Source organism: Paenibacillus sp. FSL H8-0548 (genome assembly GCF_038630985.1).
Lineage (GTDB): Bacteria > Bacillota > Bacilli > Paenibacillales > Paenibacillaceae > Pristimantibacillus.
Genome location: NZ_CP152049.1, coordinates 1,053,652 through 1,074,999, shown reverse-complemented (window position 1 = coordinate 1,074,999; position 21,348 = coordinate 1,053,652). Strand labels below are relative to the sequence as shown.

The window sequence follows — 21,348 nt, the reverse complement described above, 5'->3', positions numbered from 1 at the left end:
TTTTGTTCCCCTTTTGTTTGATTTTAATAATACGAATTCATCCACTTATCAATCTGGTTCCTTCAAACTGCTGTCTTTTATCCTTTAACACCTCCCGCAGCAATACCCTCAATGACATTCTTCTGACCGATAATAAATATAATGAGCAGAGGCAAAATGGCCGATACGGCTCCAGCCATAATTAGTGAATAGAATTCACCGTTAATGTCTGCGAATTTCCGAATCCCAAGCTGTATCGTAAATAGGCTTTCCGACCGCAAAAATATGAGTGGATTTTGGTAATCATTCCAAGTCCAGATAAAGCGCAGGATTGCATACGTGGCAATCGCAGGTCGGACAAGCGGCATTGCAATACTGAAGAAAATCCGGAAGTGTCCCGCTCCATCGATCCGTGCTGATTCGATATATTCATTATGAATGCCCATAAAAAACTGGCGAAGCAAGAAGGTCCCGATAACGCTGAAGCTTCCTAGGAGGATCAGTCCCAGATGCATGTCGAAGAGTCCGAACCAGCGGTACATAATAAATTGTGGAACAAGAAAGGCTTGATGCGGCACCATATAAGTGATCAATACAACAAGAAATGTTTTCTCTCTTCCCTTGAAAGCAATTTTAGAGAATCCATAACCCGCCATGGAGGATACAATGACGGAGGTCACCGTTGTCAACAATGTAACCTTGATCGAATTCCAGTAATAGAGAGCAAACGAAAACTCACCCGCCCATACCTCCGTATAGTTTTCTATGGCACGCCAAGTTGTTGGAATCAACTCAATCGGGTAGTTGAATACGTCCATTTCCGGCTTCAGCGAGGCGGAAACCATCCATAGAAACGGCATTAGGAAAAAGATCCCGATGCCCCCCATGATAATGGTGACGACAATCTTTGATAGTTTATCTGATCGCATGAAATGGTCCCCCTTTTTTTAATAATTAACCCATTTTTTTTGACCGAGCCATTGAAGGACTGTCAAAAGAAGAACAAAAGCCAGCAATATCACAGCCATCGCGGACGAGTAGCCTGATCTCAAATTAATAAACGCCGTTTCATACAAGTAATAAACGATTACCGAGGTGGAATCGGCTGGTCCTCCCTGAGTTAGAACGGCTATGAGGTCAAATGCTTTAAACGAACTGATCACGCCGGTGACGAGTAGAAAAAACGATGTCGGCGAGAGTGTAGGGACAGTAACGTTGCGGAACTGCGCCCATGCACTGGCACCGTCAATATCCGCCGCTTCATATAGATCCTTCGGGATATTTTGAAGCGCTGCGATATAGATGATCAGGTTATAACCGATTTGAACCCACACCATAATGATCATGACCGATAATAAGGCGAAATCAGAGTCAGCCAACCATTTAGGCGGGTTATCCATACCGATGGATTTAAGAAATTCATTAATTGGACCGTACGTAGGGTGCATTAATACTCTCCATACGGCAGCTACAGCAACGATGCTGGAAATATACGGCATAAAGTAAATCACTTTAAAGCCATCTTTAAAAAACACTTTTTTGTTCAACACAATCGCAATGAGTAGAGAAAACAGCATCGTGACAGGCACGACGATAAGAAGCAGTATATTATTTTTAAATGCTGTAAAGAATGTATCGTCATTAAACAATCTACTAAAATTGTTCAGACCGACAAACTTCATTTGGTTCAGCCCGCTTACAAAGTTCCAATCCACTAAACTTAGCAGAATTGTAGCGATCAACGGAATAATGGTAAGCACCACCACCCCTAGCATCATGGGTCCGATAAAAATATATCCCGTTGCTGTTTCCTTCCAAGTTTTCATGGCTATGCAACTCCTTTGTTTTGTATATAAGTTGAACTAGAGATTTACGTTTTGGTCGCTACGCGAGTAGATCATTCTTACGATCGCTGTTGCAGCCAGATTCTTTGATTTCCTAAGACATTTAAAGGTGAGAATAAGGCTGCAAAGGCGAACACTTCGTTTCTCCAGAACGATCTTCTCGCTTCGCTAAATCTTCATTTTTTAAGTTCAACTTATATAAATGAGCTCTAATGAGGTAGTAAGCCAATTATCGACAATTTAACATCATAAAGCATCCAACGATTTATGCAGCTTTAAAATTATTTTTGCAGTATTCTCAGGGTGGGCTGCTTTGGACGACTGGTCTATGGCCGCCCCATATAGGTATATTGTCAAAAAAAAGAAGCAGGCTTTCGCCCGCTGCTTAATTAAATGGTCTGTTTGGATATCTCTCCAAAATAATCTACAACTACCTCACGGAATTCCTGAGCAGCCCGTGAAATGTACCGACTCCTGTGCCATAATAAAGCGATCTCCCGTACCAGTTCTTGATCCTCTACTTGGACATATTTGATATGTTCCTGTGAATTCCTTGCCGTGCTTGGCATGAAGGCTATGCCAATTTCGGCTTCCACAAGAGAGCTAAGCCTTGCAGGTTCATCCCCCTCATACACATATTTAGGTACAAATCCAACCGATTTGCATACAGAGTCAATCAAATCACGAGTACCGTAGCCTTTCTTTACACCGACAAACCATTCATCCTTTAGCTCTATCAAGGATATGCTGCTTCGATCTGCCAGCCGATGTCCCATTGGAACAGCTACAAGAATCGGGTCGATAAACACGATTTGACATTCGATGTCATCCCCTTCTATAGGAGGTGAGGACAAGCAAAAATCGACCTCTCCTCTATGAAGAAGCGTAACCATTTCCTGCGTGGTCAGCATTTGCACATGAAATTGAATATGGGGACGCTTTTTCCGAAACTCTCGAAGAATATTGGGCAATGTGCTTGCGGTGGTCACCGCCAATTTGAGTGTGCTATGTTCCGGGCTGGATAAATCGCGAAGCTCCTGCTTCCCCTGTTCCAATTCAAACAAAGCCCTTTCTGCACGGAGAAGGAAGCTGCTTCCGAACTCATTCAATCGCAGCTTTCTCCCTATTCGATCGAATAAAGGGACTCCTAGGTCCTCCTCCAGACGCCCAATCGTTTTGCTTAACGACGATTGAGTAACATGTAGATTTCGTGCTGCTTCGGTCATATGCTCCAAACGAGCTACCACGAGAAAATATTGCAGTTGAAGAAGTTCCATTTCGCACCGTCCATTCATTCCTTCTAGTCAATGTGATCATACCATCAAATGCGTTGGAATGAATAAGCAATTTCAAGTACGATGGCATTAATACGCTTTAAGGGGAGACCGAAAATGAGTGCTCGCAGCAGGTGGTTAATGATTTCAGTTGGTCTAGGAATTCTATTGAACCCATTAAATTCTTCAATGGTGTCTGTTGCTATTCCAAGACTGCAAAATGTATTCCAACTAGACTTTACAGGTGTTTCCTGGATTATTTTTTCTTTCTACATTGCAAGCAGCATCGCTCAGCCTGTCATGGGAAAGGCCAGCGATTTATTCGGTCGCAGGAAAATATTTCTTGCTGGGCTTGTCGTCGCCTTCATTGCTTCATTATTAGCTCCATTATCACCAAGCTTCGGGTGGCTCATCGTGTTCCGCATTGTGCAAGCCATTGGAACAAGCATGATGGTTGCGGTTGGAATGGCGATTGTGCGAATTCATATTACGGAGAAACAAGCGACCGCTCTGTCTGTTTTGTCCATATTCCTGTCCGGAGCAGCAGCCATTGGACCCTTTATTGGCGGGGTCATCATTCACTGGTGGGGCTGGCCTGCTATCTTTTTCGTCAATATTCCGTTTGTGGTGGTGAGCTTTCTATTATGTTGGAGGAATATTCCTAAGGACGAACCGTCAGCATCCGTTGCTCAGGGCATGTCCTTTCGTAAATGGTTTGATTTAATTGATGCGTTAGGGATTCTGCTCTTCACAGTAGGGCTGGTTGCCCTGCTCCTTGGCTTACTCTCGGCAAAATCATCTGGGCATATCTCATCAGAAAATGTCATTGCCTTGCTGGTAGGCCTCGCTCTGCTGGGGGCATTCGTAAAACATGAGTTAAAAGCGGCGTCACCCTTTATTCCTTTGCGCACATTCGCCAAATATCCTGCGATGACTTGGGTTAATGTGGAGTTCATGCTCGTTAACGTACTTTATTACTCACTCTTTTTCGGACTACCGTCCTACTTGCAAATGGTACGTCAGGTTAGCGAGTTCCAAACAGGGATTCTCATGCTAAGCTTAGGCTTGTGCTCGCTAGTTGCTTCTCCAATTGCAGGACGATGGATCGATAAATCAGGACCCCGGCCAGCACTGCTGGTGTCTGCAATTCTGATGACGTTTGGGTCGCTCTGGCTCGTCACATTGAATCAAGCATCACCAGTTATCAGCGTGTGCTTGGCTTTGGCTGCATTCGGTATTAGCAATGGGTTAAACAGTGTAGGTATGCAAGCAGCCTTGTTCCAAAGTGCTCCAAAGGAAATAATCGGTGTAGCCTCCGGACTATTTAACACATCAAGATACTTGGGAACCATACTCTCTTCCTTGTTGATCGGTATCGTAATGGGAGGCAAGTTCAGCTTCGAGGGATTTCAAGTGCTTGGGATTATCCTCACGGTAATTGCATTGTCTTTAGTATTCATGAGTCGGCGACGCCGGGAAACGGGGCAATTGCAGGAGTGAGCGTCCTTTTAAAAGAGCTTGAAAGACAAATGCCCCTTAAATTCTATCGATTCCAGTCCGTATATAAGGAATCGCTAATTTGATAAATTCTCCCGGTGATATCTTATGGCTATCTCTTCTCCATTCTACAGAAGCCCCGTAAATTCCCCAGCTTAATAGGACAGCTGTAAGCTTTAGAGCTTCTTCCTCTTCGGTTTTATGCTGCTTTAATAACATTTTGTGAAAAATAATTTGGAGCTGTTCCCTAATAATACGGGCAATGGTATCCTCGTAACCTCTATGGCAGCGACTGGATAATGACTTTTGGAAATTTGTTATCGCTTCAAAAATACGGACAAAGGCTTCTTCATTTAGTTCGTCATTTTGATAGAGATCAGAATTCAAATTAACTAACAAGACTACTGACAGTACCTTTTCCAATAAATCATATATATCTTCAAAATGATAATAAAAAGTTGCACGATTAATCATGGCTTCTGTAGTTATATCCTTTATAGTAATATCCTTAAATTCCTTTTTCCCTGAAAGTTCAATGAAAGAATCCATAATTAATTTGCGGGTACGTAGAACTCGGGGGTCCGTCTTTGATTCGGTCATTTTGTTAACCTCCTACTTTTCCAACAGGTTCTCAAATGTGTTGTATAAACGACAAATCCGCAGAACTATTGGTGTCGATGATTTTTATTATGATTTAAAATTCAATGGTAAGCAAATAAATATGGATTCGTCTTTGAATAGAAATGAGGAAAATATAATGTCGAACAATAATAATATGGTTTGTGATCTAAAAACAGGTGTATGCGGAGTAGCTGGAGAAGAGGATATGGAGATTATTGAGTTTAATCAGTCCTCAAAAGCGGTTAATCTTTATTATGTGACCGATCCTATTTGTTCGCATTGCTGGGCACTTGAACCTGTTCTTCGTCGTTTTGTAGAGCAGTATGGGCATTATTTTAACTTTCATACGATTATGGGCGGTTTGCTGGAAAAGTGGCATGACGGACCAATCGATCCTGCTAACGGAATTCATAAACCAGCCGATGTGGCTGTTCATTGGAGAGAAGTTGGAGAATATTCAAGAATGCCCATTGATGGGTCTTTAATGATTGATAATCCGGTTCAATCCTCCTACCCGCCCTCTCGCGTATTTAAGGTGATTCAAAAAAATTATACAGATGCAACAGCAGCAGAATATTTGCGCCGTTCCAGAGAAGCACTGTTCGCATTCAATCAAAATATTGCAGAAAAATCGGTTATGATTGAAATCGTAAATAAACTCGGCCTTGATGGAAAAGCTGTTATAAACGAAGCTGAACAACAGGTCGGTCTTCAATTGTTACATGAAGATTTTGATCAAGTTAGAAGCTTGGGTGTCAGAGGTTTCCCGACCATTGTTATGACCAATACGGAAAATAACGGCGTAAAAATTGTTGGCAGCCGTTCGTTGGAATACTATGTCAACGGTTTGAAAAAAGTTCTAAATCTCGAAGAATTACAAGCGAAGCCTATTCCTTCCCTTTCAAGCTTGTTTGAAAAAGAAAAACTTCTTTTCTCCAAAGAAATTGAAGTAATGTATGATGTTGAACAATCAGATATTAAATCTTTTATTGAACAAGAACTTCCAACAGATCGTTATCAAGTGAACGAAATTTTAGGGGAATTGTACATTACTACTACTACTAACTGAACTAAGGAGAGTGACCATCATGGCGTACGTATTACAAGTGAATTTTAAAATGAATGGACCGTTCGGAGACGAAATGGCAGAGGAGTTTTCTGATTTAGCAAAAAGTATCAACGAAGAAGATGGCTTCATGTGGAAAATTTGGACAGAAAGTTCCGAAACAAATGAAGCCGGTGGAATTTATTTGTTCGAAACAAAAGAAACGGCTGAAAAATATTATGTTATGCACATGAGCAGATTAGCTGGCTTTGGCATAACAAATGTCAACGCAAAAATCTTTGCTATCAATTCCAAGCTTACTGAAATCACTAAAGGACGCGTCTAGATCCTCCTTCTCCCATAGTGTATGAGTATAAGAGCCCGAGCGTAGAATAAGTTCGGGCTTTTACTGGCGGATAAATGCGGCTCTTAAAATGCTAATTACTAACTAGCGACACACAGTACATAATGCTGGTAGCCTGCGTCAAAAACTCTCGTACCTACCAACAAAACCGTCCATATCCGTTTTCAATGTTTATGTGCTAGGATATTGACAAGCTTACCAAAAGGGTCGCGAACATAAAATCGCCGAACGCCCCAAGGCTCGTCCACAAGCCCATATTCTATTGTAAATCCGGCATTCTTCATTCGTTCAAACGCAGCATCTACATCATCAACTTCAATCGATAGATCAGGTGTAACTGTATCCGATCCCCCTTGTGAAGCAAAACTAATTTGAATGCTCATCTCCTCATTTGAACCATAAGTTCTAATCCATCCATGATCCATTAACAATTCAAGACCGAGCACGTCATGGTAAAAGAGTTTGGCTTCCGCGATATCTTTCGTATTTATATTGGCAACGATTCGTTTGACCTTCAATTCATTCCTCTTTTCTTTTATAGTGTGAGTAATAATGTCACATCTCAATCGTTACGAACCATTAATATTAGACACTCCACATGTGTGGAGTGTTTAAAAATAGTTAAAACAAAAAAACGGCATTTGTTGCTAGTTGCACTTCTCCTACCTTGGTCAAGGAAATCTACCAAAAATTGATAATAATGATCTCTTCATATATAATTGAAAAATCAACTTTACCAATATTTCCAATATTGGGGTTTAGTAAAGTCCTGAAAACTACGGATTTTCAACAAGAGTAGTCGCTCTTAGCTGCTATGATTTCTAGACAAGGAGGAGCATTACTATGAGAATAACTCCCCACTTAAGTTTTGATGGGAAGTGTGAAGAAGCCTTTCTTGAATATCAACGAATCTTGGGCGGAAAGATAGCCACGATGTTGAAGTATGGGGATTCCCCTATGGCAAAAGAGGTAGCTCCAGATTCGCATAATCGAATTATACACGCTACTCTTCAAATTAATGATTTTACGCTTGCTGGAGCAGACACATTACACGGAGACTATAAAAAGCCTCAAGGTGTTTTTGTTATATTAAATTTCCCTGAGCAACTAGTAGCGAAAAAAATTTTCGATTCATTATCGGTTGGGGGAGAAGTGTATTTACCCTTTGAAGAAACGTTTTGGTCCGCAGGTTATGCTATATTAGTCGATCGATTTGGCGTTCCTTGGAAAATAAATTGTGACTAATCACCAATTCCCTTCTGCAGCCACATATCAAATTCCCTTGAGCCAACCTGCCACATCTCATCTATTCTTTCAGCACTATCAATATTAGACACTCCACATGTGTGGAGTGCCTAGTGTTACATAATGCTTGATATTAAAATCACTCGACACACAACAATCTTTCCGCTAACTAATATCGGTCAGTAAAGTTCAATGTTTGTGCAAAATTCAAACCCTAAGCGAGCCACGGAACCCTCTGGCGCCATAGTAGGAGTCCGCACCGTTATGATACACGAAGACATTGCCATAGCGATAATCAGCAAAGATCGCACCACCAAGTTTTCTAATCTCAGAAGGTGTTTTCACCCAACTCGATGTTTTCGTATCGAAATTCCCAAGTTTCTGCAACTCCAGATACTGTTCTTCTGTTAAAAGCTCAATGCCCATGTCAATCGCCATATTAATAGCGCTATTTTCCGGTTTATGTTGTTTCCTTGACTCCAGCGCCTCATTGTCGTAACAAACACTTCTGCGGCCTTTAGGACTTTCCGCTGAACAGTCATAAAAAATGTATTCACCCATCTCCTCATCATAACCAACAACATCCGGTTCACCGCCGGTTCTTTCCATTTCATGTAGTGACCACAGCTTTTCGGTATTAGCTTCCAGCTTTGCTTGGACTATAGCCCATTCAAAACCTTCATGGCGGTTCATATTTTTCTCAAAACGGGCTTTCAAAGCTCTGAGTAGCTCTTCACGTTGTTCTGATGACAACTCCACTTTTTCATTTTTCATCATAAAATCTCCTCCTTGAAGTTTTCGATGCTTCATATATTATCCCACTTTTTTTATTCTACTATTTAAATACTGAAATTTCATAGGTTTTCAATCCTCATTTGCTTTCTACTCCCATATTCGATGAATGTTAGGCTTATCATCAGCTGAGAAGATAAGATGAAAAACATCAGGATTAGATAAGGATTCCCACTCCTTAAACCCTATACGGTCATCAAAATGCATAAGTAGAAGTGATATCAGGTTTCCATGTGAAACGAATACAATGTTTTTGTCCTCACCATTCAGAACTTCCATTACTACACTAATGGCACGGCTCATAGCCGTGTTACTGGACTCCCCGCCCTCGTAACATAGGTCTAAGTCATCGTATGTTTTATGAAGCATATCTCGCCAGTCAGGATGATTTTGGCTTGATAAAATCCTCTCAGCCAATCTATCATCCAAAACAACTCGTATACCAATTTTTTCAGCCAATGGTGCTATGGTGCGGTAAGCTCTTTCAAAAGGGCTTGAAATGATAAAATCAATATCTTTATCTAAGAAAAATTTAGCAACAATCTCAGTTTGTTGAATCCCTAGATCAGTTAGCCCAGCATCAGGCTCCTGTCCATCTGCTTTGCAATGTCGCACGACATAAACATTTTTCATCATTATTTCCATCTCCTTACTAGCGCTGCTCTTCTTACACTCTCTTTTGTCCAAGGAGGAGTTATCACATATTCAATGACAATAGCCAAGAAGAAGAGGGCTTCTGTCGCCCCTCCTGCTTACTCATGTTTAACGCGTATAAATTTTGAAGATGACTATAGCTGCTTGAGCCCTCGTAGTTGAACCGGATGGGTAAATTATAGAGCATTTTATTGCTTTTGATCTACAAGCGTAAATTGCTTTAGCATGTAGTAAAATCTTGCTCCATGACCTTCTGCTGCCTCAAGAAAGTATTTTCCCGTAATGACAAAGCTTCCACCGTGACCATTAGAAAGCACGTATACTTTCACAACCGGGCTATCCCAGCTTTGCCCGTCCTTTGCAGATATGAGCGTTGCTTCTAGAGGCTCCGTGACCTTTACCGGCGCTTCAACTTTTGCATATTTCTCTGCCAAAAGCTGCTGTTGCTCCGCAATAGCCTGCTCAGGCAAAATCCCTTTCAGCTGCTTAATGCTCATTGAAACCTCAGGATATCGATCTTCCAATGGCACCTTTGGGACGATTACATCTTGATTCTCTTCTTGAACTAGCTTATATCTTTCTTCGTCGATATAAATCACAAAACCCGATTCTGTATCCTGCAATACAATATCCTTCTCTTCTGGCATACCCTCGTATTCCTCAATAACCTTTTTCTCAGGTTCAAAATATTGCTTTAATTGATTAACAAAAGCTTGACCCGTATTCGTCGTCACCATCACACCGACGATACTCGCTGCTGCAACAAGTGTCGTTACCCGAATCCATTTATTACCCTTTTTCATTTTTGTCTCCTTACTAAGACGTTTTTGTGTATGCTGCACCTGATTGTTGCCTTCTTCCTTAGCCGGATCTTCATTCGAACTTTGCTTCAATTGCAGCTCTTGCGCAATATTTTTCCATATGTCCTCTTTATCCATGGAGTCGCTAATCGAATGATTATTCAAAGCCTTCGTAATCATCTCATCTAATTGTTTCTCTTTCATTGCACTGCACCTCCAGATTCATGCTGTAACAAGTTTTTCAACTTCATGCGAGCCTTATATAACCGTGATTTAATCGTATTCACATTTTCCTGTAATACAGCTGCAATTTCCAGATCCTTCATATCATGCATATATTTCAAAATAACTGGTATGCGATTATGTTCATCAAGCTGCTGGATGGCAGTATAGAGAGATTCATATTCAATGAAAGGATGCTGATCTTGATGCAATGGCTCTTCCACTTGTTCAAAGGCAGCTACGTTATAGTTGTTCTTTTGACTTACTCGTTTGCACTCATTCAGTAAAATCGTATAAAACCACGGTTTAAATTCGCGATCCAAGTCAAATTGATTCAAATTCCGATAAACTCTTATAAACGCTTCCTGCACAACATCCTTAGCTGACGATTGCTGGTTTCGTAAAATAATGCTTGACACCCTTAATGCATATTCGAAGTACTTATCATACAATAATCTGAAATAATGCTGCTCACCGTGCTGTATTTTTTCAATGATTTGATTATCATTCAATAGTTCCTTCTCCCTTCTGTTCTTATTGAAAAGTAATTATATATATTACCCTCATGATTTCGATTTCGTTTTCAGGCGGTAAGTGGAAATTTATTCTTACTTTCTTCAAAATCATTTATTTTATCCTTACTCCACCCCGCTGATATTTTCAGTTCTTCTCCACTTATCTGCAACTTCTTGTGCAATATCTGTTTGAAAACATAATATTTGAATGCACAAAGAAACCATTTCAGTAGAGACGGCTTCTTTGCGATGCTTTTAAAACAAGATTAATGTATTGAGAAACAGTTAATATATATTGTAAAACGATAAAATCGGTATTATAATAGTATCAAACTTATACAGATGAGGAGTTTGATTATGAAACGCACATCAACATTTTTTTTGAAAATCACCGTGTTTCTGATGGGTTTACCAGCGCTTGCTGTATGTGTATTTGCACTGCTTTCTTTATTTCGGGAAACAAATGATTACTTTCCAGGCAAACTATATGCTGTAGATATCGTTTATTTTGTAGCCGCAATACCTTATTACATCGCACTGTATCAAGCATTTAAATTGCTCGGTTATATTGATCAAAATATCGCTTTTTCAGAGCTGTCCGTTCGGGCATTAAAGAAAATCAAATACTGCGGTTTCAGTATCTGCATTATTTTTGTGGCGATGGAGCCCGTTTTGTACAACATGGCAAAACAAGACGATACACCGGGTATGATTTTGCTTGGTCTGGTTGTAGCCTTCGCCTCGTTTGTCATCGCCATATTCGGGGCAGTGCTTGAGAGATTATTGCAAGTTGCTATTAATCTAAAGTCGGAAAATGAACTCACAGTTTGAGGGAATCCCATGGCGATTCAGAGGAAATTAAGTTGTATTTAGTAATTTCCTAAATAAGGTGAAACGGCTGTCGACGTCCTTTGGCGGCGCCAGCGCGATTCCTATATCCTACTTCTTGTTTACAACTAAACGAGAATAAAAAGATTACACCACTTGTTTTCGTTTCATCGTGCAATAAAGCAACATCACATTAGCCAACGATAGGGCTACGGTCATTCCAATGGCTACAAACGGGTATAGAATAGATAGACCGAATACATTGATTGTTTGGAACGTTGCAAACAAGTCATAAGCAATCATTACATTTGTATAACTGAACTTCATCAATACATCTAACCATCCAAGTCTTCTATATTTGTAGCTCCCCCTATTCGACCAATTGATATCTCTAGACATTTCTCATTCGATCATCGAACAGCATTAGGGCATCTGCAACGACTTTGTAAGAAGGGATGGTTATTTCCGATTTATCACGAGACAGGACAAAGAATTCTATATTATGAATTAACACGGAAGGGATTGGATAGTGGCATATGGTAATTTACAGTTTAATTTACAATAAGAATGGTGCGGGTGGGTATGGGTGCCATGGGTTCGGGGGCGGGTTCAAGGGCAGAATTTACTTATTTTCCACTCTGCGAGCTATAACTACATGGATTTCCTACAGTTAGTATATCCTTGGGCGGACCATTTCTATAGCTAAATGGATTTTGTCCAACTAGTTTGATCAAAATGGACGATTGAAGTCGAGATACTCAATTCTAAATGTAGGTTTTCCATCTAGTGAAGTCATAAATCGGAAAACCATCAAAACTAACTACATAAAATCCATTTAGTATCACACCGCAGAGGGGTTTAATCACTAACCCAGCTTATTCGTCGAATTAGATCCAGAATTAGATTCAGACGCCGTGCTCCTCCACCTCGTTCCGTACGCACGGGATGCCCCGCCTAGCGGTTTACTCCCTGCGAAACTCCCCACCATATATCTCCACCAAATCAAAAACGCTACCCGAAGGTAGCATTTTATCATTTGTGTGGTGGAGGCTAGCGGGATCGAACCGCTGACCTCTTACATGCCATACAGGCACTCTCCCACTATTGCGCATTTCACTACCATAGATATGAACTTACCCAAAAAGATGGGGCAATTCATCTGCATATAAGAATACTACTGCAATAGCAATCAAGAGATTCAATAAGGCCGGTATCACTTTTCCGATCGGATGTTTGACTCTGAAATGCGAGAGGCACGCCAATAGCATCATAATGCCTATCAATATCCCGGTCCATGCGGCAACACCCGGATACCAGTAGCCGATAATGAGTCCTATGCATCCAACAATTTGAACGTAGCCAGTAATGAGGCGAAACCATTGGGGAAGTTTAATCGAATCAAACAATTCGACCTGATGCTGGGCTCCTGCAATCTTGCTTCCGCCAAAGAATGCCATGGAGAAAAGCAGCCAACTCTGAAGAACGATCGTTAAAATATGCATAAAAATCATCATCCTTATCCATTTATTATTTATGACACCAATAAGTGTCCTATTTCATAATATAACACCATTACGTTTTCTGTAAAGCAATTATTATGATGTATTTGGTGTAAACTTTCTCCATTGGGCGATTTGGATTCTTATCTGAACAAAAATTATAATGGCATAGTTCAAGCTTCCATCGATAGATGAAGCACAAAAAAGGGACCCATCCCCCTAGGATGAGTCCCTTCTCCCTTAGTCCCTTCCGCCTACCGATCCAACAGATCCGACCGATAAATCGCCTTCACTACGCGATAAGCCAATTTCGGCTTGCGATACTCGCTTAGCAATCCTTTGTTATTGAAGCTCCGCGCGCGATCGCGGAAGTAAGGCCGGTCGCTCCTCACATCGACGCGAATGTCGGCGAAGTGCCAGATGAGCGTACCTGCAATGCGAGGGTCGTCGCGGAAAATCTTCAAGGCACGCGTCACCACATCCGCCTGATAGTCTTCGCTAAACAAGCGCGGCTCCCAGCCCGAATCACCGAAAATACCAGCTGCGCCGAACTCGCTCATGATGACAGGCTTGCCGCCTGCCCCATGCTTTTCCGCATGAATATAGTAGTTCTCCAGCATGCTGCTGAATCCATCGACGCTGCCTTCATACCAGCCATAGTATTTATTAATACCGATAACGTCGAAATAGGACAGCACGATATCCTGCTCCGGATGCATAGTCGCGTAAGTAACGAGCCTGCTGCTGTCCATGCTGCGAATTTTCCCCACGAAGGCTTTCGTCAGCTCGAGCGCTTCTTCCGTCCGCGTATCAATTTCGTTATGGGCTCCCCAGAAAATGATCGATGGATGATGATAGTCTCGGGAGATCATTTCATCCAGCATCTTAATGCCGCGCTCTATAAAGATAGGGCTTCCGAGCGTCTCCTTGCTCATAAAACAGCCCCACATCGGTATCTCGCTCCAGAGCAGCATACCATGCTCATCGAGCAAATCGATCCAGAACTGGCTCTGCGGATAGTGCGATCCGCGCACGATATTGCAGCCCATGTCGGTCAAAATATCGAGATCCTTCAGCATTAGCTTCGGCGGGAAGGCAAATCCCCACTCGGGATGCTCCTCGTGCCGATTCACGCCTTGGAGGTATAGCTTTTTGCCATTCAACAGAATGTCGCTGCCCTGCACTTCAACCGTGCGGAAGCCTGTCCGATCTATAAGATCGTCTTCCCCCGCTTGAACGGTAAATGTATAGAGCTCCGGCTCGCCTACATCCCATCTGCGGATCTTCTCAAGGCTCCCCCGAAGCGTCAAACTCACAGCCTGACCGGCAGCAATGTCAACATGTGACGATGAAAGGGAAAGCCCCTCCGTGAAGGCGTTCACTTCAACTTGGCAATCTCCCTTACTAAGCGAATGGAGCACGATGTGCAATTGAATATCCGCTGAGTCATCCTTCAACTGGTAATCTATTTTCATCGAGTCAATATACACATCAGGCAGCTCCTGCAGTTCAACAGAGCGAATAATCCCGCCATATGAGTGCCAATCCGCAATGTCCGTCGGCAGCGTTTGCCAGTCCACCGTGTTATCTACGCGAATAACGAGCTCATGCTTTCCTTGAGCAAGCTCCGGCAGAAGAACTGAAAATTGTGTAAATCCGCCAAAATGATAGCCTATATGCTTGCCATCCACGTACACATCCGCATGGTGGAGAATACCTTCGAAGACCAGCCGAATATTCGTTTCTTGCACATTATCAAAATAAGTACGGTACCAGGCAGCCCCAATATACTCATAAGTGCCTAATTCATTATTCCAACAAGAGGGAACGACATGCTTCCGGGAACCTTCAGGAAATTTAGAGGCCCAGCCCTCATGAATGCCTATATTGTCAGGGTCCGTTATGAAATCCCATAATCCGTTCAAAAGCCTCGTAGGTCGCAGAATATGCTGCTGAAAAGTACGTATCACAATAAACAAGCCCCTTTCATGTATGCTTCGTAAAGCGTATCATAAAAGAAGAGCTCAATTGAATGGATAAACCTCATCACTATTTGTCAAAATCGCTACAAGGATGGTGATCTCTGATCTTGAATAACCACCGTATTTATCATCATCGGCTTTCTTATGAGAAGCCCCCCGTTCCCGGATGGAAAGATATTCGCAATACGACCGATGTCCATTCCTTGTACTTGATCCAAAGTGGCGAAGGCGAATTTTTTCATGGGGTGGAGGAAGAGCCGCTGCAGGTGCAGTCAGGTGATTTGTTGTACTTGAAACACGGGTTTACCTTGACAATGCTTTCCTCTATAGACAAGCCATTATGCATTCGCATGCTCCTTTTTGATGTGCTCGATATTCCTTGCGAGCATAATCATTGGCTGAAGCCCATCCCTGTGGACTCGCTGAATATTCCTTTTTATAAGGTATACTCACCAGAGCAGTCGGATTGGATCGAGTCGCAATTCACACGCATTTGGTCAATTAAAGGAACCGATCCTCATGAACGGCAAGCAGAGTTCCAATATATGCTGTCTCGTTTGATATATTTCATGAAGGACACAGATGCGACGTCGCACAATCCTTATATGAGAGCTTTCCAGCAGGCAAAGCTTTGGATGGATACCGGCTATCATCAGCCTCTTCGACTGGAAGAGCTGGCACAGGACGCTAACATTTCCGTCTCACAATTACGCAAGATGTTCATGAAGCATATCGGCATCTCACCCAAAGCTTATTTAAATAAGGTTCGGAACGAACAAGCCAAAACGCTGCTGTTGCTGACGGATGAGCCGATGAAAGCGATCGCGGACGCATGCGGATTTGCAGATGAATTTCATTTTGGCAAAATGTTTCGCAGCTGGAATGGGATCGCTCCCGCTCGTTTTCGAACGATGAACAAATCGGAGCGTTAAAATCCTGACCTCACCCGGGATAATCCGTAATGACGCCATCCACGCCAAGCTGCTTCATCCGCATTAATTCCTCTTCGCTCTGGATCGTCCAAGCAAAGACCTTCCGGTTCCGCTCATGGATTTTGTTTACTATCTCCTCGTCAAGCAGGTCATGCTTATAATTGATGTAGGCAGCATAAGAAGTAAGCTCATCGAGCAGCTCGTCGGATAAAGGATGCTGATCCTCATGAATAAGGGCTGCTACCGGAATATCCGGCAGAAGGGCGTGAAGCAGATGCGTCGATTCGAAATCATAGGATTGAATCATGATGGCCGCGGTATTTTTCAGCTTATTCATCCCAAGGATACCGCCGTTCTTGCCAAACGCCGTATAGTTTAAGCGGGCCTCGTATTGGCGTACCACGTCCGCAACCTTCTCCTCCACGCCTGGCTCGTTCGGCGACTCCTTAATCTCGATCAGCATGCCCATCTTGCCTGCGAAGCGCTCCATAACAGCCTCAAACGATGCAAGGTTCGTCTCCTCCTCGTCGCCTGTATTCGTGCTTTTTCCAGCAGCAGCATCCATATCTTCCAGCTCATCAAGTGTATATTCGTCCACAGGGCCGGTATGCTCAGTCGTCCGATCCACGGTGTCATCATGAATGACCACTAGCTCCCCATCCTTGCTTAGCTGTACGTCAAATTCAATGTAGTCGGAGCCAAGACGCTCTGCTTCTTCAAAGGCAGCCATCGTATTCTCAGAGGTATGGCCTGAAGCTCCGCGATGTGCTATTACCAGAAATCCTTCTGGTGTATTTGGATTAGTTGTAGATATGAGCAATATTGCGCAGCTGGCCAGTAGTATGATTAGCCCAACTCTACGCCAAACAAAAGCTGTTTTTAGCTTACTCATCGTCCCACCCCCTATTGTCCAACTAACTTAAACACATTCCGCCTCCCTCAAAACAAAAAAAAAAAGAAACAACCCACAAGCTTCAGGTCGTTCCTTCTTTGTTTGTATGCTTATTATTTACCCGCATACTCCGTAGTCGCAGTATTCAACATTGTTTTCCAATCGGAAAAGCTAGTCTCCCGTGCTACATGGCGATCAAAGAGCTCATCTGGAATGTCCTTAATCTCTTCACGCGTTTCCGCTTGGAAGTTGCCCTTCTCCAGAAATGCCGCGAAGCTGGTCAAGCTGGAATACTTGCTCATAAATGCTTCATTAAACAACGCCTCTAATGAGACATGATCTGGGTCCTCTTGCGCTGTTTTCTGTCCTTGCAATTCCTTCAACAAATCCTCGAATGACATTGGCTTTTGCTTTCTCAGACGATCACCCCTAGTTTTAATTAGTTCATTTCGACTTGCTTTATTGTAACGTAATCTTAGCTTATTAGCATCGGATCAGATTGGTCCGTTACTACGGGAATCGTTTTCTTAATCATTTTCTGAATATCCTTCAAATATGGCACTTCATCCGTCTCGCAAAAAGATATTGCGATTCCGCTCAGCCCAGCTCTGCCCGTTCGACCAATGCGATGAACGTAGGTTTCTGGAATATTAGGAAGGTTGAAGTTGATCACGTGTGAAAGCTCATCAATATCGATTCCTCTTGCTGCGATGTCCGTCGCTACCAGTACTCTTGTCGTGCCGCTCCTGAAGCTGCTCAGAGCATTCTGCCGGGAGTTTTGAGACTTATTGCCATGAATGGCCTGGGCGGTAATATTTGCTTTGGTCAGACCGCGCACAACCCGATCCGCTCCATGCTTCGTACGTGTAAACACGAGTGCCGATACAATGGATGGATCCTGCAGTAGATGAGTCAACAAGTTTTGCTTGTTGCTTTTCTCTACATAATAAACAAATTGTTCTATTCTATCAACCGTGGAAGAAGCAGGCGTAATTTCTATTTTCACTGGATTGACGAGCAGTGCTCTAACCAGCTTCGAAATTTCCGGCGGCATCGTAGCGGAGAAAAATAAAGTTTGTTTTTTGCTAGGCATTTTTGTAATAATTCTCTTCACGTCATGGATAAAGCCCATGTCCAGCATGCGATCGGCTTCATCAAGCACAAGAATTTGCACATATTGCAAATTAACAAGCTTCTGATTGATGAGATCGATAAGCCTGCCTGGCGTAGCAATTATAACATCTGCGCCTCGTTCAAGCGAACGCTCTTGCACTTTTTGTGATACACCGCCCACAATAGCCAAGCAGCGCAAATCAGTAAACTGGCTGTAAGCCTGTATATTATCGGAGATTTGGAGAGCCAGCTCTCTTGTTGGTGTTAATATTAAGGAACGTGTACGTCGAACACCTTGGGGCTTACTTTGCTGCTCGCTCAATAGTTGAACGATTGGCAAAGCAAATGCGGCAGTTTTTCCTGTTCCCGTCTGAGCGCAGCCAAACAAATCTCTGCCGTTCAGCACGACTGGAATCGCCTGCTCCTGTATGGGGGTCGGGGTTGTGTAGTTCTCTTTGCTCAGCGCTTTTAAAATCTCAGGCGCAAGCTTTAAATCGTTAAATGTCATTTTGTCTCCTTCTTACTAGAAAACGTAAATTCCCAATCACAGCGAATGTTCCTGCTCTTAATTATAGGTCATCCAAACCGTACTCCCAAGAGGCTCGAAGCCTTGCTTAAACCAAAAATTTCGTGTTTTATCCAGTGTGTATACGTACATTTTTTTGTGCGGATATTTGGCTTTAAGCCAATTTATAAAAGAAGCTGCATAGCCTTTGCTTTCAAATTCCTTCAATACATCCAACACTTCTATAAAGACGAAGTCCTTCTTGTTTTTGATATCAATGTAGAAGTCCTTCTCCAAATATTTCTCATCATCGCTAAAATAGTCCTTTTCCGCCTTTTGGATGAGCTGTTTTCCATTCCCATACTCCCAAATGACGCCATAGCCGACCATCGTATCCTCAGCTTGAATCATATAGATTTCTTCCGGTAATTCTGTTTTATCCCTCGTGCTCAATTCCCCAGCATGATAAGCCGAGGTTATTTCGCTAAGCGTAGTTTGTATTTCATCATCAAATGGCTTGGCAATAATCGTTGGCATTCTTGATCTCCTTTTACTCCGCGGGGCATAAACCATCTCTAAATAAAAAGAAGCAGGATGTTATCTCGTTCCCTGCGTCTTCTACTTTGTTGTGTATATTCCATTGTCCTTAGACATCTTACCATAAATAAGCGCCGCTAACTAGTAAATATCCCTTCCATACGATTCCCATTGTGCAAGCTATGGCTGCTGCTGCCTTCCCCATTCGAGACTTGAACCCTAGAGATAGCACCTATGCTAGGCGCACATAAAGAAGCCGGAGCATATCATTATGATATGCTCCCATCGTAGTAGACAGTAGAAAAAACAAAACTTCTACTTCTACCATGATAGGAGTTTTTGCTTTGTCAAAAAGGAGTGCAATTTCATTAGATGTAAAACTACAGGTTGTAAAAAGATGCCTTAAACAGGATTCAAATCCTCATCATGAAGCAAAGCAACTGGGGATCGACGATATGACTGTTGTGGATTGGATAAGGAAATACAAAGCAGATGGTTATGAAGGGTTAAAGGAATCCAAAGCTTGGAAAACGTACTCACATGAGCTCAAGCAGACCGCGGTTCGTGACGTTCTATCCGGAAAGTACTCCATCCGAGAAGCGACAAACCAGCATCACATTTCAAGTAAAAGTGTTTTGACGAACTGGATTTCCAAGTATACTTGTGGGAAAGAAATTAAACCTACTCGTAAAGGAACGGTTCACATGAATAAAGGACGTAAAACCACTTTTGAAGAGCGTATTGAAATTGTGCAGTATACCCTTGCCAATCAGTTGGATGATCAGAAATCGATGAAGAAGTACGATGTTTCCTACCAACAGGTGTACGCATGGGTTCGTAAATATCATTCAGGCGGCGAGGAGGTTCTTAGGGACCGTCGTGGGCGCAGTAGACCTGAGGAAGAACTGGATGAGGCTGAACGTCTTAAACTCCGAATCAAAGAGCTAGAAGCGCGTAACGAGTATTTAGAAATGGAGAACGCCTTCGAAAAAAAGTTGGCAGAGATCCGGCGAAAACGTACACGCTAACCCTCGTTCGACACGTAGACTTGTATCAAGCGATTCAAGAACTGCACACGGAAAAGGGCTACGCGATACTAGCGTTATGCAAGCTCGCTAACGTCGCCAGATCTGCCTATTATAAATGGTTAAAATGGACGCCGTCCAATCGAGAACTTGAGCGGCTTTCACTAGCAAAAGAAGTGAAGCTTCGCTATGACAAGCGAAAAGGGATACTGGGTTATCGCCAAATGCGTCTCCAATTAAACCGTAAACTGAAAAAGACTTACAACAAAAAGCGTTACTACGGGATTATGAGAGCTCTCGGATTAAAAGCAGTGATTCGGAGGAAGCGTCCAAGCTACGTGAGAGCCACGGAAACACATGTTGCCGAAAACGTCATGAACCGTGACTTTCAAGCCGCTGCTCCGAACCTAAAGTGGTGTACAGATGTCACCGAGCTGAAGTATGGGAACGGTCGAAAGTCCTATTTGAGCGCCATGATTGATGTGCACGATAACTCCGTCGTTTCGTGGGTGCTCAGCCACTCCAACAACAACAAATTGGTCATGGACACGATAAAGAAGGCATATAGGGGAAAACGTGGAATCACGCCACTTCTGCATAGTGACAGAGGTTTCCAATATACCTCGCATGAATATAATCGCTTGAAGGTGAAATACGGTTTCACAACAAGCATGTCTCGTGTGAGTCGCTGCCTGGATAACCAGCCGATCGAGCGATTTTGGGGCACATTCAAGGCAGAAAGCTTTTATTTGAAGAAATACGATACCTACGATGAAGTTCTTGAAGATGTGAGGAACTATATTCGATACTACAACAACTACCGATATACGGAGCGACTTAACGGCTTGTCTCCCCACGAGTATCGCCGAGCTGCTTAATAAAAATAATCCCCCAGTTCTCTGTACTTGAACTGAGGGATAGGTCTAATCGTTTTTTGTTTTTTTCTACTGTCTACTTGACAGGGAGCACTTCATTATGATATGCTCCGGCTTCTTCTTGTTTTCTTATCGGTTCTTTTTCGTAAAGGATTGAACCGCATGCTTCAGCTTATCGCGCGCATCTTTATTTCGCATCAGATAGGTGACTCCCATTCCGATTGCAGTAAACAACACTTTTTTCTTGCTCATGATTACTACCTCCTTGGGTATGTCTTTTTATGAATATACCCTCTTGAACGGTGTTC

Annotated in this window: 24 protein-coding genes and 1 pseudogene; 8 read left to right on the top strand and 17 right to left on the bottom strand. The window is 42.6% G+C overall.

What is annotated here, in order from left to right:
* Window positions 1-77 precede the first annotated feature (77 nt).
* From MHI37_RS04545 to MHI37_RS04535, 3 genes are all read right to left on the bottom strand, one after another.
* Window positions 78-908, bottom strand: a complete 831-nt coding sequence (locus MHI37_RS04545) for a carbohydrate ABC transporter permease (RefSeq protein WP_076337903.1) — start codon at window positions 906-908, stop codon at window positions 78-80.
* Window positions 909-926: 18 nt separating this feature from the next.
* Window positions 927-1,805 (bottom strand): sugar ABC transporter permease, encoded by an 879-nt coding sequence (locus MHI37_RS04540; RefSeq protein ID WP_076337902.1) that lies wholly within the window; start codon window positions 1,803-1,805, stop codon window positions 927-929.
* 407 nt (window positions 1,806-2,212) lie between these two features.
* Window positions 2,213-3,100: a LysR substrate-binding domain-containing protein gene (locus MHI37_RS04535; protein WP_076337901.1), complete on the bottom strand. Its 888-nt coding sequence runs from the start codon at window positions 3,098-3,100 to the stop codon at window positions 2,213-2,215.
* A 114-nt stretch (window positions 3,101-3,214) separates the two neighbouring features.
* Between MHI37_RS04535 and MHI37_RS04530 the strand changes: the two genes are divergently transcribed.
* On the top strand, window positions 3,215-4,597 hold the full coding sequence (locus MHI37_RS04530; RefSeq protein ID WP_076337900.1) for an MFS transporter: 1,383 nt from the start codon (window positions 3,215-3,217) through the stop codon (window positions 4,595-4,597).
* A 36-nt stretch (window positions 4,598-4,633) separates the two neighbouring features.
* Here MHI37_RS04530 and MHI37_RS04525 read toward each other — a convergent pair whose 3' ends face one another.
* Complete coding sequence (locus MHI37_RS04525; RefSeq protein WP_076337899.1) at window positions 4,634-5,194, bottom strand: TetR/AcrR family transcriptional regulator; 561 nt, start codon at window positions 5,192-5,194, stop codon at window positions 4,634-4,636.
* Window positions 5,195-5,351: 157 nt separating this feature from the next.
* On the opposite strand from MHI37_RS04525, the gene MHI37_RS04520 reads away from it, so the two are divergent.
* Complete coding sequence (locus MHI37_RS04520) at window positions 5,352-6,284, top strand: DsbA family protein (RefSeq protein WP_076337943.1); 933 nt, start codon at window positions 5,352-5,354, stop codon at window positions 6,282-6,284.
* A 19-nt stretch (window positions 6,285-6,303) separates the two neighbouring features.
* Window positions 6,304-6,606 (top strand): monooxygenase, encoded by a 303-nt coding sequence (locus MHI37_RS04515; RefSeq protein WP_076337898.1) that lies wholly within the window; start codon window positions 6,304-6,306, stop codon window positions 6,604-6,606.
* Between the two features lie 182 nt (window positions 6,607-6,788).
* On the opposite strand, the gene MHI37_RS04510 is transcribed toward MHI37_RS04515, so the two are convergent.
* A complete protein-coding gene (locus MHI37_RS04510; protein ID WP_076337897.1) occupies window positions 6,789-7,142 on the bottom strand; it encodes a VOC family protein in 354 nt (117 codons plus the stop codon).
* 325 nt (window positions 7,143-7,467) lie between these two features.
* Here MHI37_RS04510 and MHI37_RS04505 point away from each other — a divergent pair, with 325 nt between their 5' ends.
* On the top strand, window positions 7,468-7,869 hold the full coding sequence (locus MHI37_RS04505; protein ID WP_076337896.1) for a VOC family protein: 402 nt from the start codon (window positions 7,468-7,470) through the stop codon (window positions 7,867-7,869).
* 207 nt (window positions 7,870-8,076) lie between these two features.
* Here the strand turns inward: MHI37_RS04505 and MHI37_RS04500 are convergent, their stop codons facing one another.
* From MHI37_RS04500 to MHI37_RS04485, 4 genes are all read right to left on the bottom strand, one after another.
* Window positions 8,077-8,646 carry a DUF4256 domain-containing protein gene (locus MHI37_RS04500; RefSeq protein ID WP_076337895.1) on the bottom strand — a complete coding sequence of 190 codons (570 nt, stop codon included), beginning with the start codon at window positions 8,644-8,646 and terminating at the stop codon, window positions 8,077-8,079.
* A 105-nt stretch (window positions 8,647-8,751) separates the two neighbouring features.
* Window positions 8,752-9,294 carry a histidine phosphatase family protein gene (locus MHI37_RS04495; protein WP_076337942.1) on the bottom strand — a complete coding sequence of 181 codons (543 nt, stop codon included), beginning with the start codon at window positions 9,292-9,294 and terminating at the stop codon, window positions 8,752-8,754.
* 209 nt (window positions 9,295-9,503) lie between these two features.
* Entirely contained in the window at window positions 9,504-10,319 is an 816-nt protein-coding gene (locus MHI37_RS04490; RefSeq protein ID WP_342556536.1) for a hypothetical protein, read from the bottom strand.
* Window positions 10,316-10,849 carry an RNA polymerase sigma factor gene (locus tag MHI37_RS04485; RefSeq protein WP_076340088.1) on the bottom strand — a complete coding sequence of 178 codons (534 nt, stop codon included), beginning with the start codon at window positions 10,847-10,849 and terminating at the stop codon, window positions 10,316-10,318. The genes MHI37_RS04490 and MHI37_RS04485 overlap by 4 nt, the downstream gene beginning before the upstream one ends.
* Before the next feature lie 360 nt (window positions 10,850-11,209).
* Between MHI37_RS04485 and MHI37_RS04480 the strand changes: the two genes are divergently transcribed.
* Window positions 11,210-11,683, top strand: a complete 474-nt coding sequence (locus MHI37_RS04480) for a DUF2975 domain-containing protein (RefSeq protein WP_076340087.1) — start codon at window positions 11,210-11,212, stop codon at window positions 11,681-11,683.
* A gap of 144 nt (window positions 11,684-11,827) precedes the next feature.
* Here the strand turns inward: MHI37_RS04480 and MHI37_RS04475 are convergent, their stop codons facing one another.
* From MHI37_RS04475 to MHI37_RS04465, 3 genes are all read right to left on the bottom strand, one after another.
* Window positions 11,828-12,010, bottom strand: coding sequence for a hypothetical protein (locus MHI37_RS04475; RefSeq protein ID WP_144023832.1), 183 nt, complete (start codon window positions 12,008-12,010; stop codon window positions 11,828-11,830).
* Window positions 12,011-12,813: 803 nt separating this feature from the next.
* Window positions 12,814-13,182: a DoxX family protein gene (locus tag MHI37_RS04470; protein WP_076340086.1), complete on the bottom strand. Its 369-nt coding sequence runs from the start codon at window positions 13,180-13,182 to the stop codon at window positions 12,814-12,816.
* Window positions 13,183-13,433: 251 nt separating this feature from the next.
* The gene (locus tag MHI37_RS04465; RefSeq protein ID WP_076340085.1) at window positions 13,434-15,149 is read right to left on the bottom strand and encodes a glycoside hydrolase family 2 TIM barrel-domain containing protein; all 1,716 of its coding nucleotides are present in this window, start codon (window positions 15,147-15,149) and stop codon (window positions 13,434-13,436) included.
* Window positions 15,150-15,268: 119 nt separating this feature from the next.
* Between MHI37_RS04465 and MHI37_RS04460 the strand changes: the two genes are divergently transcribed.
* On the top strand, window positions 15,269-16,093 hold the full coding sequence (locus tag MHI37_RS04460; RefSeq protein ID WP_076340084.1) for a response regulator transcription factor: 825 nt from the start codon (window positions 15,269-15,271) through the stop codon (window positions 16,091-16,093).
* A gap of 10 nt (window positions 16,094-16,103) precedes the next feature.
* Here the strand turns inward: MHI37_RS04460 and MHI37_RS04455 are convergent, their stop codons facing one another.
* The 4 genes and pseudogenes from MHI37_RS04455 to MHI37_RS04440 form a co-directional block, all read right to left on the bottom strand.
* Complete coding sequence (locus MHI37_RS04455) at window positions 16,104-16,985, bottom strand: glycerophosphodiester phosphodiesterase family protein (protein ID WP_076340083.1); 882 nt, start codon at window positions 16,983-16,985, stop codon at window positions 16,104-16,106.
* Between the two features lie 113 nt (window positions 16,986-17,098).
* Window positions 17,099-17,386 (bottom strand): hypothetical protein, encoded by a 288-nt coding sequence (locus tag MHI37_RS04450; RefSeq protein WP_083676599.1) that lies wholly within the window; start codon window positions 17,384-17,386, stop codon window positions 17,099-17,101.
* Between the two features lie 107 nt (window positions 17,387-17,493).
* Window positions 17,494-18,606: pseudogene (locus MHI37_RS04445) on the bottom strand (DEAD/DEAH box helicase); the annotation flags it as partial.
* Window positions 18,607-18,663: 57 nt separating this feature from the next.
* Window positions 18,664-19,140 carry a GCN5 family acetyltransferase gene (locus tag MHI37_RS04440; RefSeq protein ID WP_076340082.1) on the bottom strand — a complete coding sequence of 159 codons (477 nt, stop codon included), beginning with the start codon at window positions 19,138-19,140 and terminating at the stop codon, window positions 18,664-18,666.
* Window positions 19,141-19,484: 344 nt separating this feature from the next.
* On the opposite strand from MHI37_RS04440, the gene MHI37_RS04435 reads away from it, so the two are divergent.
* Both MHI37_RS04435 and MHI37_RS04430 read left to right on the top strand, forming a co-directional pair.
* On the top strand, window positions 19,485-20,168 hold the full coding sequence (locus tag MHI37_RS04435; RefSeq protein WP_076335446.1) for a helix-turn-helix domain-containing protein: 684 nt from the start codon (window positions 19,485-19,487) through the stop codon (window positions 20,166-20,168).
* Between the two features lie 20 nt (window positions 20,169-20,188).
* Complete coding sequence (locus tag MHI37_RS04430; protein ID WP_083676096.1) at window positions 20,189-21,043, top strand: IS3 family transposase; 855 nt, start codon at window positions 20,189-20,191, stop codon at window positions 21,041-21,043.
* 126 nt (window positions 21,044-21,169) lie between these two features.
* Here MHI37_RS04430 and MHI37_RS04425 read toward each other — a convergent pair whose 3' ends face one another.
* Window positions 21,170-21,292 (bottom strand): hypothetical protein, encoded by a 123-nt coding sequence (locus tag MHI37_RS04425; RefSeq protein ID WP_256709976.1) that lies wholly within the window; start codon window positions 21,290-21,292, stop codon window positions 21,170-21,172.
* Window positions 21,293-21,348 lie beyond the last annotated feature (56 nt).

What these genes read in the sequence shown, in the direction of transcription:
- MHI37_RS04545 (WP_076337903.1), bottom strand. Translation starts at nt 908, where the DNA reads ATGCGATCAGATAAACTATCAAAGATTGTCGTCACCATTATCATGGGG.
- MHI37_RS04540 (WP_076337902.1), bottom strand. Translation starts at nt 1,805, where the DNA reads ATGAAAACTTGGAAGGAAACAGCAACGGGATATATTTTTATCGGACCC.
- MHI37_RS04535 (WP_076337901.1), bottom strand. Translation starts at nt 3,100, where the DNA reads ATGGAACTTCTTCAACTGCAATATTTTCTCGTGGTAGCTCGTTTGGAG.
- MHI37_RS04530 (WP_076337900.1), top strand. Translation starts at nt 3,215, where the DNA reads ATGAGTGCTCGCAGCAGGTGGTTAATGATTTCAGTTGGTCTAGGAATT.
- MHI37_RS04525 (WP_076337899.1), bottom strand. Translation starts at nt 5,194, where the DNA reads ATGACCGAATCAAAGACGGACCCCCGAGTTCTACGTACCCGCAAATTA.
- MHI37_RS04520 (WP_076337943.1), top strand. Translation starts at nt 5,352, where the DNA reads ATGTCGAACAATAATAATATGGTTTGTGATCTAAAAACAGGTGTATGC.
- MHI37_RS04515 (WP_076337898.1), top strand. Translation starts at nt 6,304, where the DNA reads ATGGCGTACGTATTACAAGTGAATTTTAAAATGAATGGACCGTTCGGA.
- MHI37_RS04505 (WP_076337896.1), top strand. Translation starts at nt 7,468, where the DNA reads ATGAGAATAACTCCCCACTTAAGTTTTGATGGGAAGTGTGAAGAAGCC.
- MHI37_RS04500 (WP_076337895.1), bottom strand. Translation starts at nt 8,646, where the DNA reads ATGATGAAAAATGAAAAAGTGGAGTTGTCATCAGAACAACGTGAAGAG.
- MHI37_RS04495 (WP_076337942.1), bottom strand. Translation starts at nt 9,294, where the DNA reads ATGAAAAATGTTTATGTCGTGCGACATTGCAAAGCAGATGGACAGGAG.
- MHI37_RS04490 (WP_342556536.1), bottom strand. Translation starts at nt 10,319, where the DNA reads ATGAAAGAGAAACAATTAGATGAGATGATTACGAAGGCTTTGAATAAT.
- MHI37_RS04480 (WP_076340087.1), top strand. Translation starts at nt 11,210, where the DNA reads ATGAAACGCACATCAACATTTTTTTTGAAAATCACCGTGTTTCTGATG.
- MHI37_RS04470 (WP_076340086.1), bottom strand. Translation starts at nt 13,182, where the DNA reads ATGCATATTTTAACGATCGTTCTTCAGAGTTGGCTGCTTTTCTCCATG.
- MHI37_RS04455 (WP_076340083.1), bottom strand. Translation starts at nt 16,985, where the DNA reads ATGAGTAAGCTAAAAACAGCTTTTGTTTGGCGTAGAGTTGGGCTAATC.
- MHI37_RS04450 (WP_083676599.1), bottom strand. Translation starts at nt 17,386, where the DNA reads ATGTCATTCGAGGATTTGTTGAAGGAATTGCAAGGACAGAAAACAGCG.
- MHI37_RS04440 (WP_076340082.1), bottom strand. Translation starts at nt 19,140, where the DNA reads ATGCCAACGATTATTGCCAAGCCATTTGATGATGAAATACAAACTACG.
- MHI37_RS04425 (WP_256709976.1), bottom strand. Translation starts at nt 21,292, where the DNA reads ATGAGCAAGAAAAAAGTGTTGTTTACTGCAATCGGAATGGGAGTCACC.